The organism is Planctomycetaceae bacterium (assembly GCA_041398785.1).
GTDB lineage: Bacteria > Planctomycetota > Planctomycetia > Planctomycetales > Planctomycetaceae > JAWKUA01.
Map to the genome: position 1 here is coordinate 101,638 of JAWKUA010000015.1, position 14,619 is coordinate 116,256.

Sequence of the window (14,619 nt, forward strand, 5' to 3'; positions counted from 1 at the left end):
ACCGACGAGACCCGCGACAATGCGGCACGGTCCGTCGGAAATCCCTTACACCAGCGGGACCTGAAGGCCATCGTAACCTGGTTCGACGCCATCCGGCAGTTCGCGGGCCAATTGCTCATAGTCAAAATCGTGAGCCATATGAGTCAGAATCGTACGGCGCGGCTTCAGTCGATTCACGGCATTCAGCGCCGCGTCCAGGTGCATGTGTGTCGGGTGAGGCTTGTATCGCAGCGCATCGATAATCAGCGTATCCAGTCCGGCCAGAAGTTTCCGGCTCTCCGCGGGGATTGTCGAAACGTCGGTGCAGATCGCCACGTCGCCGATTCGGAAGCCCAGGACCGGCAAAGGTCCGTGGTGCAGCCGTACCGGCAGAATTTCCTGGCCGAGGACTCCAAACGGCTTTCCCGGTGTGATCCGTTCGAATCGCAGTCGGGGAGCGGCATACGGATGGGCCAGCGTCGCCGGGTCGATGAATGCGTAGTGGAAGATTCTTCGAATGCTGTCTTCAACGGATTCCTCACAGTACAGCGGAATCGGATCCGGCAGTCGAAAGCCGAAAATTCTCAGGTCGTCCAGACCCATGATGTGATCGGCGTGAGCGTGCGTGAACAGCGCCGCCTGAATCAGCGTCGCCCTGCTTCGAATGAGCTGCAGGCGCAGTTCCGGTCCGGTGTCGATGACGAATTCACCACCTGCGTCCCGCACCAGGATGCCGGATCGCAGACGTTTGTTTTTCGGGTTGTCGGACTGACACACGTGGCAATCGCAACCCACGATCGGAACCCCGACACTGGTTCCCGTGCCCATCAGTGTCAGATTCGCCCCGGTTGCTCTGCCAGGCGCCTCCGTTGAATCCTTCGGGAATGCGTCAGAAATGGAAGGATCAGTCACGGGAGTCTCAGGGGGCGAAATGGTCGGCGCGAAGTGGTTCGAATTACGCCGTAAGCTAACAGCCGACTGAGAACGCTGCGAGAGCCGCGACGGTGCCCCGGAGGGCGAGGTTCCTTTCGAGCCGTGTGTTCCCTGCGCCGTCTGATACGACAGCGGCACTGCGGCAGCCTCGCCCGTACTCTTGCAGAGCCCGTCGATTGCCGAGCTGCCGATATCCCCGCTCGGGCGATTCATCAATGTTCGACTGACGAAGCGCTGGCCGGTTGATTGCAATTCCCGTAGGCATATCCCACGATTCTCGCACCCGTCCGATTCGTGTTCCGTCAGCGAATCACCAAGACCGCGGCATTTCAGGGCAGACGATTATGCATCCGGTACTCAACGGCAATTTGTATCTGGTGAAGGAACATGTCGGCATGTTCAAGGCGGCCAACAATTATGACATCTATGATCCGGAAACGAATGAGGAGATCATTCATTGTCGTGAGGATCGTCTTGGCATGTTCACGAAGCTGCTGCGGTTCACGGACTACAAGACTCTGACGCCATTTCATGTGGATCTGCGCACGCCGTCCGGCGAACCGATCCTGAGCGTCCGTCGCGGCGTTTCGCTGTTTCTGTCGACGGTCGATGTTCTGGATGCCGACGATGAGCGGATCGGCGGCTTCAAGCAGAAGCTGTTCTCACTGGGCGGCGCGTTCCGAGTGCTCGGTCCGGACGATCGCGAACTGTGCCTGCTGCAGGGCAAGTGGACGGGCTGGAATTTCAAATTCAAGGCCGGCGATCGGGAACTCGCCAGTGTCTCCAAGAAATGGGCAGGAATCGGTCGCGAACTGTTCACATCCGCCGACAACTACATGCTGCAGATTTCCGAAGACGTGCCGCCCGACAATCCGATTCGCGGGCTGATCATGGCGGCCGTTATGTGCATCGACATGGTGCTGAAGGAACGATAGGCCGTTGTCACGCGGCGCGGCGCCGTTTCTTCTTGCTCTTGCGAGACTGCCGGGCTGGCGATTCCACGGCGGCGACTTCATCCGCGGTTGGCTTTGAATCTGCCTTCTTCGCACTGTCTTTTGCAGCGCTGGCGGCGGCATTAACGGGTGCCGCGCCGGACGTTGCCGCAGCCGGCGGTTTTTGCGACGCGGCTTTGGGTGCCGCGATTTTTGGCGCCGCGACCTTTGGCGCCGCGACCTTTGTTGCCGCGTTCTTCTTTTGCGGAACTGCGGACTGCGCGGCGGGAGCCTGCGGCGTGCTGTCGGCCGGTACTTTGGCAGGACCTGAATTCGCTGCTGCGGGGAGTTGTGGTGCGTCCGTTTCGCTTAGTCGCGCCGGCTTTGCAGCGGGTTTTCTGGCGGCAACCGGAGGATCGTTGCTGACGAACAGAACATAGCGGCTGTGCAACAGCATCGCAGCGACCAGACATGTGGCAGCCGACAGCAGCACGGTCGTCAGCTCACTCGGCGAGATCGTCAGACCCGCCGCCGATGACTTCAGCGCGAACCTGGCCGTCAGCAGCAACAGGCCCAGGCAAAACAGGGCCTGCGAGGTCCGGCATCGGCTCATGTCCGGAACAATTCGAACGATCACCAGACTACCCAGCGCCAGCATGGGAACAATGACCAGTGTTCCGCGTGCCGCCGTGACGCCGCCGATCAGCGGTCTCGCCAGTTCCGCGACCAGGACGGGCAGCGTGTGCTGAGAATTCGTCAGCCAGACAATTCCGGAAACGATCAGCAAAGCGCTCAGCCACTTCCACCAGCGGTAACGTCCATTGAAGTCGACCGCGCTTCGTGACCGGATCCAGCCGATCAGCAGTGCGAGTTGGCCGGACACCAGCAGGTAAATTCCCGCCAGCCCGTCCTGCAATCGGGGAGTCGCCTCCGCCGTGGCGACGAAGTTCGCGGCGAAGCTCTGGTCCAGCGCGACGGCGATCATTCCGAGAAGCACCACAGCAGCGACCAGAAGACTTTGCTTCCACAACTTTCGAAAGACCATGCGAGGCAGCAGTTCGTCGCTGCGAACGGCGCAGAATTCGGGTTCGGCGGGTTCGTCGCTGTCATCGTCGGCATGAATTTCGGTGCCGAATTCAGCGAGCAGTTCCAGGTCGTCGGTCGCCAGTCGCCGCCGTCGCCGCGATGCCTGCTGCTGTAATCCTGTGAACGTGCTCATGAAGATCCGCCGGTTCGTCACAGACCTGTCGGTTCGCGCAGAATCTGCCGGTTCAAAGTGGCGTTGAACTGTCTTGGTTGAGATCGTCACGGATTGCCTCCATGATCCAGCATGCGTGTCGCAACCACCATTGCCGCGCAGGTTTCGCCAGTTTGACGGGTGAAGCTGCGCCGCCGGATTCCGTCGGCACTGAGAAGTGGTATGCTCCGCCGCCGGGAATTCTCTGACGGGTGTCTTCTGCTCAAAATCACTCCCAGCGCGTGACTGCCCTGCCCCGGTTTGACCCCGGATCGCGGACCAGTCCGCGACTCGTTCGCGGGTGGGGCAGGCTTCATTTCGACCGGGCAGACGTCGCATCGAAACATCTATCACACACGGAAACTCATGAAATACGACGTTTTTGGTGTCGGCAACGCACTGGTGGACATTCAGGCGCGCGTCCCGGACAGCGTGATCGCAGCCAGCGGATTCGACAAGGGCATCATGACGCTGGTCGACGATGCCACTCAGCAGGCCGTTCTGGCGAGTCTGGACGGCGTGCGGCTGAACCGCTGCGCCGGAGGATCCGCGGCCAATACGATCGTTGGTGTCGCGGATTTTGGCGGCCGGGCGGCCTACGTCGGCAAGATTTCCACGGACGAAATCGGGCAGTTCTTCCTGGACGATATGCGGAAGATGGGCGTCACCGTCGAAGTTGCTCCGTCGTCCTCCGGCCAGACCGGAACCAGCGCCATTCTGATTACCGAGGACGCTCAGCGAACGATGCTGACCAATCTGGGTGTCGCCGCGACGCTGACCGAAGACGACATCCGCGAAGACGAACTGCGGCAGTCCAAATATGTCTACATCGAAGGATATCTGCTGACCGGCGAAACCTCCCGGCCGGCCGCGATGAAGGCCATTGAACTGGCGAAGAAGCACGGCGTGAAAGTCGCTTTCACGGCGTCCGATCCGTTTCTGGTCAACCTGCTGCGGGACGACATCTGGGCTCTGGTGGAAGGCCCGGTCGATTTGTTCTTCTGCAACGAAGAAGAAGCGAAAAGCCTGACGGGCAGGGAGGATCCGATCGAATGCGCTGCGGAAATCCATCGGCATGCCGAGAACGTCGCCATGACTCTGGGACCAAACGGGTCGATCGTGATGCACGGCGGTGAAGCGATCGCCATTGAAGGAGTCAGCGTGAACGCCATCGACACAACCGGCGCCGGTGACATGTACGCCGCGGGTCTGCTGTATGGCATCACCAACGGCATGACCTGGAAGCAGGCCGGCCATCTGGGATCTCACGCCGCCGCGCGAATCGTCTCGCAGCTCGGAGCGAGAATGGACCACAAGTTTACCGCTGAGGAAATCCGGGAGTTGATCAACTGAAGCCCGGAATTCCCCGGCCGGGCCCTCTCGCGAACCGGGATTCTGATCCCGGGGCACGGCAGCTACAATTGGCGTCCGCGTCGGCGGACGTCCGTTGACAGAATCATGCCGCGAATTCGTTTTCCACACGAACAGCGGTAATGCAATCGGCGGAGTGACTGTCGGATCGCGGCAGAAACCGCCGCCGTCAACCGAATCCTTCGGATCGTCGGCCGAGTGGATTCAGAATGGGTTCCCATCTGCCTCAGCAGGCGCTCTTCACGACATTGCTTCAAGCCAGGATGGCCGCCAGTGAATGAATTGCAGCTCAAGCCACAAGGACACGACGCTCCCTTGCGTGAACCCCAGCTCCGCCCGGAAATCCACCGGATCATTTCTCAGGGCCGAGTTCCTGATGCCGCCGCGGGTTCACTGAAATCCGTCGCGGCGGCCAGCGGTCTGACGGGAGTTCTGCTGTGGTTCAGCTTTGCACCAATGGAGTTCGCTCCGGTGGCCTGGCTGGCTCTGGTGCCGATCTGCCAGCTTGTTCGGATTCAGAGGCTTCCGCGTAAAGCGTACCTGGCGGTCACCGGAGTTTCGTTCGTGTGCTGGCTGGTGACGCTGCAGTGGATGAGGCTGGGGCACTGGACCATGCACTTCGCTCTGCTGGCTCTGGCGTTCTATGTGTCGCTGTATACACCCGTGTTTCTGGCGGTGTCTCGCCGGATTGTCAGCCGCGGCGTACCAATGTGGCTGGCGGTTCCGGTCGTGTGGACCGCGCTGGAGTACGCTCGGGCGTATCTGCTGACCGGCTTTTCCTGGTATTACCTTGGCCATTCTCAATACCGCTGGACGACGCTGATTCAGATTTCGGACGTCACCGGCGCGTATGGAGTTTCATTTATCGTGGCGCTTGCTTCCGCGGCTGTAGCGGGGCTGGTTCCCGTTCATTGGCTGGCGCGAACGCGATTGGTCCGCAGTCAGCACGACATGCTTTCGTCCGAGTCCGGAGTCCGGCAGGTCCCGATCCTTGTCAGCCTGGCTGTGATCGGCGGAGCCTGTTTGTACGGTTACATTCGCCGGCAGCCGGATGTCCCGAATCCGGACGGCCCGGTGGTGGCGATCGTCCAGGGCAACTTCACGCCGGAGATCAAGCACGACCGCGATCAGTGGCTGCGAATGGTTCGTGAGCATGACCTGATGACGACGGAAGCGGCGAAGCTTCGGCCGGATCTGATTGTCTGGCCGGAGACCATGTTTCCCGTCCCCGACTTCGTGGTGGACGCCGACGTTTCGGATGATGACCTGATCGCCATGCTTCCTCCCGAAAGCGGTGTCACAAACGCAGAGATCGCGAAGCAGGAAGTCGCGCGATGGCGTGACGAGGAAACTCGCATACTGCTGGAAAACCGCAGCCAGGAGACGGCTGCGGCCATCATGTTCGGCCTGCAGACTCATCAGGCCACGATGACCGGCATGAAGACGTTCAATTCCGCGGCCTTCGTGCGGCCGGACCTCGGGTACGTGGACCGATACGACAAGATGCATCGCGTTGTATTTGGTGAGTACATTCCGCTGCGGACGGTATTTCCGTGGCTGGCGAAACTGACACCGTTCGGCGCGGGGTTCGGCATTGAGGCCGGCGGACAGCCAAAGGTCTTCGAATACGGAACGGCTCGCTTCGCGCCGGTGATCTGCTTTGAGGACACGGTGCCTCATCTGGTTCGACAGGTTGTTCGGGCCGGCGATCAGTCGTTCGGCCGCCCGCATGTTCTGATCAATCTGACCAACGACGGCTGGTTCCACGGGTCGAGTGAACTGGATCAGCACCTGATTACGGCCGTGTTTCGCTGCGTGGAAACTCGCCGGCCCATGGTGCGAGCCGTCAACACCGGGATCTCCGCGTTCATTGATTCCAACGGCTGCATTCGCCAGCCGGACAACATGCTGGTGATGAACGAAGAGACCGCCGCTCTCGATGCGGAATTCCGCAAAGTGGATTCGATGTATGACGAGCAGACGGGAGCACGCCGTCGCCAGTGTTCGGCGGTGTTATGCGGGCAGATTCCGCTGGATTCGCGAGATACGCTGTATCTGCGCTGGGGCGACTGGTTCCCGATGCTGTGCAGCGTGACAGTTCTGCTGGGGTTGGTGTATCCTGTCAAACGCCGTGAATGACGGTTCGGCGAGTGATTCCTCGGCGACACCTATGATACCGGGTCCTGGCATCATGCATTGACGAAGCCAGGTCATTCCGATTCGCAACATCGCTGCGGCCTGGTGCCGTTTGCTTCTCAGACGGTCCTGAATCCTGAAGGCGGAGGCGCAACCGTGAAACTCAAAAACCTGCTGCATGGGATTCCGCTGGTGCTGTTGCTGACTTCCGGCGGCTGCGGACTTGACGAAGGCATGCAGTCGTCGAAGCCGGCCGGACCGAAGACGACGACCGACATCGGCGAGTTCCAGGTCCGTGAAGGCGAAGAAACCGTGTCGTCCGACATCGTGTATACCAATCCCGTTACCGGGCCGCTGGAAGCGCTGCCGGGAGCCAAACAGCAGATTTCCGAACTGGCCATCCAGCACGCGGTGGATCTGTTCCAGGCGACGAACGGCCGGTATCCGAAGGATCACGATGAATTCATGACTCAGGTGATCCAGGCCAACAATATGAGGCTGCCGGTTCTGCCGAAGGGTCAGCGGTACGAATACGATGTTGCGAACCACAAGCTGATGGTGGTTCAGGACGTACAGCAACCGGCAAAGTGATCGCGCGAAATGCCTTCCGGACGTGAAGCCCATCGACAGTTGATCGTCATCAATGTTGTCGGGCTGACTTACGAAATGCTGGGCGATAACACGCCGCACATTCGCTCTCTGCTGGACACCGGGTTCGCCAGGCCGATGCAGACGGTGCTGCCGGCGGTGACATGTTCCGTCCAGTCGACGCTGCTGACGGGAACGCTGCCGCGCGATCACGGGATCGTCGGCAACGGCTGGTACTTTCGAGACCTGGCCGAAGTCGGTTTCTGGAAACAGTCCAACGGTCTGGTCCGCGGGGAGAAGCTGTTTCAGACGGCAAAGCGCCGCGACGCGTCTCACACGACCGCCAACCTGTTCTGGTGGTACAACATGTACGCCGACGTTGACTGGTCAGTGACGCCGCGACCGTCGTATCCGGCCGATGGACGCAAGATCCCCGACATCTACTCCGAACCGCCACAGATGCGGGATGACCTGCAGCGGAAACTCGGCCAATTTCCGCTGTTCAACTTCTGGGGCCCGACGGCGGACATCAGAAGTTCCCGGTGGATTACGGACGCCGGCCTTTCCGTGCTGAACGAACACGATCCGTCGCTGCTGCTGATCTATCTGCCTCACCTGGATTACAACCTGCAGCGACTGGGGCCGCATGATCCGCGGATCGTCGACGACATCCGGGCGGTGGATCACGAAGCCGGCCGGCTGATTGCGGCGGGCCGTGAACGCGGCGCGGAAATCGTCGTGCTGAGCGAATACGGGATCACCGAAGTCAACCGGCCCATTCACGTCAACCGGGCTCTTCGCGAAGCCGGATTGCTGCGAGTTCGGCGGGAACCAACGGGCTGGGAAACACTGGACTGCGGCGCGTCGCGAGCGTTCGCTGTGGCGGATCACCAGGTGGCTCATGTCTATGTGAAGGCGGAAACTGATGTCGAACGCGTGCGGCAGATTCTTCAGAGTCTCGACGGAGTGGAACACGTTTTCGACAAAAGCGGTCAGCGAGACGTCGGCCTGGATCACGAACGAAGCGGCGAGCTGGTGGCGGTCAGCGGCCGTGACTCCTGGTTCACCTACTACTTCTGGCTGGATGACGCGGTTGCGCCTGACTACGCCCGGACCGTCGATATTCACCGCAAGCCGGGGTACGACCCTGTGGAGCTGTTCATCGATCCGCAGATTCGTTTTCCCAGGTTGAAGGTAGCCTCCCGACTCGCGCGAAAGCTGCTGGGATTTCGGTATTACATGGACGTTATCGGCCTGGATGCGTCGATCGTCAGGGGCAGCCACGGCCGGCTGCCGGATACGGAGCGGCTGGAATCGGACGCGGCGGTGTTTATCAGTTCGTCCCGAGACGGTGAGCGTGACGAAGTTCATGCGGTCGACGTGCGAGATCTGCTGCTGATGCGACAATTTGCGTTGTAAAGCTGGCCACTTGTGGCACTGTCGATCAGAATGCCGTGCCGGTGGCGTCCGGGTGTCGCAGGGTGTTGTTGTCCACGGGCCAGGCGAAGTACTGTCAATCATTCGGAAAGGTTCGAGCACGTGGCGAAAGGCGACGCTCAGGAAGAAGAAGAAGATCTGGACGAACGTGAGCAGGTCCTGTTTCAGGGGCCCATGTACGGTCGCGACGCGAACCTCAAGCAGAATCCCCGGCTGGTGCAGGCGGCCCTGGTTCCCGTCAAGAGAATGGTGACGGATGCGCTTTCGCGGCGGGCTCATACAGTCCTGCTGGAACCGGCACCCGGCAAGATCGCGATTCGATTCGTCGTGGACGGTATTGCGTATCCCGCCGGCGCGGTCCCCGCAAGGCAGGGCGTCGGGATGGTGCAGATGCTGAAACTGCTGGCCGGCCTGGATCCTCAGAAACGAACGGTCCAGCAGTCCGGCGGCATCCGATCCGAATACACCGGCAAGGCGTACCGACTGCTGGTCCTGTCGACTCCCGTCAAAGGCGGCGCGGAGCGTCTGCGAATTCGCATCGAGAATCCCAAAGATTCGTTTATCCGTCCGCAGGACGTCGGAGTCCCCAACGATCTGCGGCAGAAGATTCGAGATTTTACGTCCGACAGCAAGGGCATCGTGCTGGCCTGCGGGCCACCGGATTCCGGAATTACGTCGCTATCGCTGGTGACGCTGCACTGTACCGATCCGTATCTTTACTCCGTTTTCAATCTGGCAGACGTCGGCGAGCACTCGCTGGTCAACGTCGCCGATTACGAACCGGAAGAAGGTCATGATCTGGCTTTCACGCTGGACCGGATTTCCCGCCGTGAAGCCGACCTGGTCTACATGCCTCCGTTCACCGACCCCAAAACGACGCAACTGCTGTTCGATTTCAGCGACCGGCTGTGCTTCGTCGGGGAGATTCCCTGCCGCACTCCGATCGAAGCCGTGCAGACGCTGATCCAGTGGGTCGGCGTGGACAGCGTCCTGAAACACCTGAAAGGCGTCGTCACGCACAAGCTGATCCGCAAGCTTTGTGACGACTGCAAGCAGGCATTTCGACCCAATCCTCAGTTGTTGAAGCGGCTGGGTCTGCCGCCGGAAGTGACCGTGCTGTACCGTGCTCCCGCGCCGCCGCCGGCGGACGATCCTGAAGCTCCGACCATTGAAGAACTGTGCGCCGACTGCAACGGAATGCCCTACTACGGTCGCATTCCGTGCTTTGAAGTCCTGGAGATGTCGGACGGGATGAAGGAAGTAGTAGCCGCCGGTGCCGATCCGGCGGCGATGCGGCAACAGATGTTCCGCGAAGACATGCGCACTCTGCAGAAGGATGCGCTGCGGCTTGTCGTGGAAGGCAAGACGTCGCTGGAAGAAGTTCAGCGCAGTTTTCAGGGACCAAAGGGCCGCCCGGCGAAGAAGCGCCGTCCGCGTCCGCAGGCCTGATTTTCCCCGTCGCCTTTCGTGCAGCAGGACAAGCATGCCCAGCGATTCGCCGGTTACCAGCGGGGCCGCGGCAGCCGCGATGGAATACGATTCACGGCTGCGCGCGTGCCAGTCGCAGCTCGACGATCTGCGGCGCACGGATCAGCGGTTCGTGCGGTTTCGGCTGGCGGCCTTCGCGCTGCTGGTATGCACGGTCTTCGTCTGCTTTGGCGACGAGTCCGTTTCCTGGTGGTGGATCCTGATTCCCGCAAGCGTCTTTACTGCGCTGGTGCTGATTCATGCGGGAACGATTCGAAAGCTGAAGCGTGCTGACGCCGCCAGCGAATTCTACCAGCACGCGAGGCAGCGGCTGACCAGTGAATGGAAGACGCTGCCGGACACGGGTCAGTCATTCAGCGACGCAGCGCATTCGTGGTCGCAGGATCTGGATCTGTTCGGTCAGGGGTCATTGTTCCAGAAGATGAATCAGTGCCGCACTTTGCCCGGTCGCCGCCGCCTGGCATCGTGGATGACGACTGTGCCTTCCGTCGAAGTACTGCGGCGACGCCAGCGTCAGGCGGAATCACTCCGTAACGATCTTGATCTGCGGGAACGGCTGGCTGTGATCGACGAAAAGGGACGCTGGGATGCCGCTGAAGCCGTGCTGACGGGCTGGATTGCCGAATCTGCGCGACCGATTCCCGCATGGATTCTGTCGCTGTCATCGCTGCTGGGAATTCTGGGAGCACTTGTGCTGCTGCTGGTGCTGCTGGCGCTCATTCCGTGGACGATCGTGCTGTTGGTGCTGGTGCTGCAGGCACCGCTGATCTGGCTGACTCGCGCACAGATCAAGAGTGTCGCCGGCGTCGTCGACAACGTGGATTCCTCACTGCGGCAGTTGTCGGCGATGATTCGTGAATTCGAACAGCATTCCTTTTCCGAACCGTCACTGCAGGACCTGCAGCGGCAGTTCAGTGTTGCCGGTCATTCGGCGTCAGCGGAAATCCGGCACCTGAGCAATCTGATTGCCTGGCTGAACAACGCTTTACGGAACCAGCTCTTCGCACCCGTCGCATGGATGTGCGGGCTGCTGGTGGTGCTGACACACCGCATCGAAACCTGGCGGGACCGGCACGGAGCCAGGGTCGCGGATTGGCTGGAAGCGGCCGCGACTCTGGAAGCTTTGATTTCCGTGGGAGCATTCAATTTCGACAACAGCGACTTCTGCCTGCCGAACTGTGACGATTCCGCGCCGCTGTTTTCCGCTCAACAGCTTGGTCATCCGCTGCTGCCTCGTGAGGAATGTGTCCGCAACGACGTAGACCTGACCGTCGAACGACCGCTGCTGCTGATCAGCGGATCGAATATGTCGGGAAAAAGCACGCTGCTGCGTTCCATCGGCATCAATACCGTGCTGGCCTTCTGCGGTTCGCGAACCAACGCGGCATCGCTGACGACGTATCCGTTTCAAATCGGTACGGCGATGCGAGTCAGCGATTCTCTGCAGGAAGGCAGATCACTGTTCTTCAGCGTTGTCCAGCGGCTGAAGTCCGTCGTCGACCTGACGTCCGAAACGCGGCCTGTGCTGTTTCTGCTGGACGAAATCCTGCACGGGACGAATTCTCACGACCGCCGTCACGGAGCCGAAGCCGTAATCCGGACTCTGGTGGCCAGAGGCGGCCTGGGACTGGTGACCACTCATGACCTGGCACTCACGCAGATTGTCGACACAATGGACGGCCGCGCCGCCAACATGCACTTCGAAGATCAGATCATCGACGGCTCGATGAGCTTCGACTATCAGCTTCGCCCGGGCGTCGTGCAGCGCAGCAATGCCATCGAACTGATGCGCATGATGGGACTTGATGTGTGAGTCCGCGAGCTGATATTCCGCAACGGTGAGCGAAGGTCGCCGCGATGGATTCCTATCGTTCGCTGAGTGCCGGTGATTCGGCGCCGGCATCGTTTCTATCGTTGAAGAATGCAAGGTCACCGCCCTGAGCGCGCGAGTGACATTCGATGCAGGTCCTGACGCGCCCGGCCAGTTTTTCGGAACCAGTGTCGGTTTCCATTCGCTCGGCTTTGCCATCCGGAGAATAGCTGGCCCAGTACCAGTCGCCGGCACCCGCGTTGTACCCGTCAGATCGGTACATGACGTCAACGGCCCGCAGCGTCTCCCCGTCAGCTTCGAAGCTTTCCATCACCAGAATCGAACCGTCCGGCAGTTCGTCCGGTCGGCCGACAGCCTTGCGATTCAGATACATCTTCAGCAGCGATCCGTGGGGCTCGCGGCCGTAGTATGCGTCACCGTTTGTTCCCGGAGGCGGTGCCCACAGACGGTAGCGGCTGTCCGACAGATACCGCCAGAAGAACTGGTCGAACGGCAGTCGTTTTTCCGCGCGCGAAGCTGCCTCTTGGAGTGGAGCCCCGCTGGGTGATTCCCGGCGAATTGTGATATCGCCGCCGGGGATCTGCGAATCGCGAAACGGAATGGCGGAGTCGCCGGACCGGATGATCGTGCTTCCCGGCGGAATTCCGGAATCACCCGATCGAATGATTGTGCTTCCCGACGGAATTCCGGAGTCGCCGTACAGAATGATTGATCCATCGGACGGAATTGCGGAATCGCTGTAGATTGGCGTGCCGTACTGGATGGACTGTCCGAACAGGGCGTGACCCTGCGCGGAAGTTACAACAGCGGCGAAGATCAGAAATACGCGAACAAACATGGCACGATGCTTTCAACCACGGAACGAAGAATCGTGGAAATACCTCCCGACAAGAGGCCGGATGAGCGTCAGTCATCCGGGTTTTGTCACGACTTCTCAGTCGTCTTGCACGAGCGGCACCACGGAAAGCTGAATGGTCCGCACTTCGAAGTCTACAGGCCATGCCGGTCAGTTTCCCGTCTGATCGTCGGATCGGAATAATGTTCTGCCACACGTCCTGTTCCAGGCAGGCACCTGCCTCTGACCGAAAGTCGCACCATGACCGCATCCATCGTATTGCAGCCGCTTGATGTTCATAACCGCAGGCTGCAGGCCAGCGTCGCTCCGCCGGACTGGAAGAATCCGGTGCCTTCGGGCCGCTACAACCTTGTCGTGATTGGCGCGGGAACGGCAGGTCTGGTGACCGCTGCGGTTGCTGCCGGGCTGGGAGCGAAGGTCGCCCTGATTGAACGGCAGTTGATGGGAGGCGACTGCCTGAATGTCGGCTGCGTCCCGTCGAAGGGAATCATCAGCGCCGCGCGGGTGGCGGCGGCGGTTCGAGACGCCGGACGGTTCGGAGTGAAGGTTCCCGACGGCATAAACACCGACTTTCCCGCTGTGATGGAACGCATGAGAAGACTGCGGGCCGGAATCAGTCCGCACGATTCCGCGCAGCGGTTTTCGAGTCTGGGTGTTGACGTGTATCTCGGCGATGGCCGATTCACGTCGCGCAACGCGGTCGAAGTCGATGGCCGGACGCTGACGTTTCGGCGCGCGGTCATCTGCACGGGAGCCCGGGCCGCCGAACTGCCGATTCCCGGCTGGGACGACGTCCGGCCTTTGACCAACGAATCGGTGTTTTCCCTGACCGAACTGCCGCGTCGCCTGGCGGTGATCGGCGGTGGTCCGATCGGCTGCGAAATGGCGCAGACCTTCGCTCGATTTGGCAGCGACGTCACACAGATCGAGCGCGGGCCGCACATCCTGCCCAGAGAAGAAGCCGATGCAGCCCGGATTGTCCAGCAGGCTCTGTGCGACGACGGAGTTCGAATCCTGCTGAATGCGGAAACGACTCGCATGCAGCAGCGCGGGAACGAAACGAGCGTCTGCTACCGGCAGGACGGGCGCGAACACCAATGCGTCGTCGATAAGGTGCTGATCGGCATCGGCCGCGCTCCCAACGTCGAAGGCATGGGACTGGAAGCCGCCGGAGTCGAATTTGACATCCGCGCGGGTGTCACGGTGAACGATCGTCTGCAGACGACGAATCCAGCGATCTTCGCGGCCGGAGACGTGTGTTCGCAATTCAAGTTCACTCACGCGGCGGACTTCATGGCACGTGCGGTGATCGGCAATGCGTTGTTCTTCGGGCGGTCGAAGCTGAGTTCGCTGACGATTCCCTGGTGTACCTACACGTCCCCGGAACTCGCGCACGTTGGCCTGACGTCCGATCAGGCGCGGCAGAAAGGCATCGACATCGATACGTTTGAAGTGCCGCTGGAAAAAGTCGATCGAGCCATCCTGGACGGCGAAACTCGCGGCTTCGCGCGGGCTCACGTGCGCCGGGGAACTGACGAAATTGTCGGAGCCACCATCGTAGCGGAGAACGCGGGCGACATGATCGGCGAGTTGTCTCTGGCGATGACGCTGAACGCCCGCGTCCCGAAATGGAAGACGGTGCTGCGTCTGTCGAAAGGAGTCGGACTGTCCGCGATCGGCAGCGCGATTCACCCCTATCCGACTCAGGCCGAAGCGATCCGCAGGCTTGGCGACGAATACAATCGAACGCGGCTGACCCCGCTCGTCAAATCGCTGCTTGGCAAATGGCTGAGCTTCACGCGATAGAGCGCTCGACCGAACAACGCCTCTC

The 14,619-nt window shown here is 60.7% G+C and carries 11 protein-coding genes; 8 read left to right on the top strand and 3 right to left on the bottom strand.

What is annotated here, in order from left to right:
* Positions 1 to 45: 45 nt before the first annotated feature.
* Positions 46 to 891 carry an MBL fold metallo-hydrolase gene (locus R3C19_17690; protein MEZ6062175.1) on the bottom strand — a complete coding sequence of 282 codons (846 nt, stop codon included), beginning with the start codon at positions 889 to 891 and terminating at the stop codon, positions 46 to 48.
* Positions 892 to 1,256: 365 nt separating this feature from the next.
* Between R3C19_17690 and R3C19_17695 the strand changes: the two genes are divergently transcribed.
* Positions 1,257 to 1,847: a phospholipid scramblase-related protein gene (locus R3C19_17695; GenBank protein ID MEZ6062176.1), complete on the top strand. Its 591-nt coding sequence runs from the start codon at positions 1,257 to 1,259 to the stop codon at positions 1,845 to 1,847.
* 7 nt (positions 1,848 to 1,854) lie between these two features.
* Here R3C19_17695 and R3C19_17700 read toward each other — a convergent pair whose 3' ends face one another.
* Positions 1,855 to 3,063 carry a hypothetical protein gene (locus tag R3C19_17700; protein MEZ6062177.1) on the bottom strand — a complete coding sequence of 403 codons (1,209 nt, stop codon included), beginning with the start codon at positions 3,061 to 3,063 and terminating at the stop codon, positions 1,855 to 1,857.
* 384 nt (positions 3,064 to 3,447) lie between these two features.
* Between R3C19_17700 and R3C19_17705 the strand changes: the two genes are divergently transcribed.
* The 6 genes from R3C19_17705 (at position 3,448) to R3C19_17730 (ending at position 11,914) form a co-directional block, all read left to right on the top strand.
* Positions 3,448 to 4,434, top strand: a complete 987-nt coding sequence (locus R3C19_17705) for an adenosine kinase (GenBank protein ID MEZ6062178.1) — start codon at positions 3,448 to 3,450, stop codon at positions 4,432 to 4,434.
* Between the two features lie 333 nt (positions 4,435 to 4,767).
* Positions 4,768 to 6,591, top strand: coding sequence for an apolipoprotein N-acyltransferase (gene lnt / locus R3C19_17710; GenBank protein MEZ6062179.1), 1,824 nt, complete (start codon positions 4,768 to 4,770; stop codon positions 6,589 to 6,591).
* 153 nt (positions 6,592 to 6,744) lie between these two features.
* Entirely contained in the window at positions 6,745 to 7,179 is a 435-nt protein-coding gene (locus tag R3C19_17715) for a hypothetical protein (protein ID MEZ6062180.1), read from the top strand.
* Between the two features lie 9 nt (positions 7,180 to 7,188).
* Complete coding sequence (locus R3C19_17720; protein ID MEZ6062181.1) at positions 7,189 to 8,595, top strand: alkaline phosphatase family protein; 1,407 nt, start codon at positions 7,189 to 7,191, stop codon at positions 8,593 to 8,595.
* A 120-nt stretch (positions 8,596 to 8,715) separates the two neighbouring features.
* A complete protein-coding gene (locus R3C19_17725) occupies positions 8,716 to 10,062 on the top strand; it encodes an ATPase, T2SS/T4P/T4SS family (GenBank protein ID MEZ6062182.1) in 1,347 nt (448 codons plus the stop codon).
* Between the two features lie 34 nt (positions 10,063 to 10,096).
* Complete coding sequence (locus R3C19_17730; GenBank protein ID MEZ6062183.1) at positions 10,097 to 11,914, top strand: hypothetical protein; 1,818 nt, start codon at positions 10,097 to 10,099, stop codon at positions 11,912 to 11,914.
* 52 nt (positions 11,915 to 11,966) lie between these two features.
* Here R3C19_17730 and R3C19_17735 read toward each other — a convergent pair whose 3' ends face one another.
* Complete coding sequence (locus tag R3C19_17735; GenBank protein MEZ6062184.1) at positions 11,967 to 12,770, bottom strand: cytochrome P460 family protein; 804 nt, start codon at positions 12,768 to 12,770, stop codon at positions 11,967 to 11,969.
* A gap of 258 nt (positions 12,771 to 13,028) precedes the next feature.
* Here R3C19_17735 and R3C19_17740 point away from each other — a divergent pair, with 258 nt between their 5' ends.
* The gene (locus tag R3C19_17740; protein ID MEZ6062185.1) at positions 13,029 to 14,594 is read left to right on the top strand and encodes a mercuric reductase; all 1,566 of its coding nucleotides are present in this window, start codon (positions 13,029 to 13,031) and stop codon (positions 14,592 to 14,594) included.
* Positions 14,595 to 14,619 lie beyond the last annotated feature (25 nt).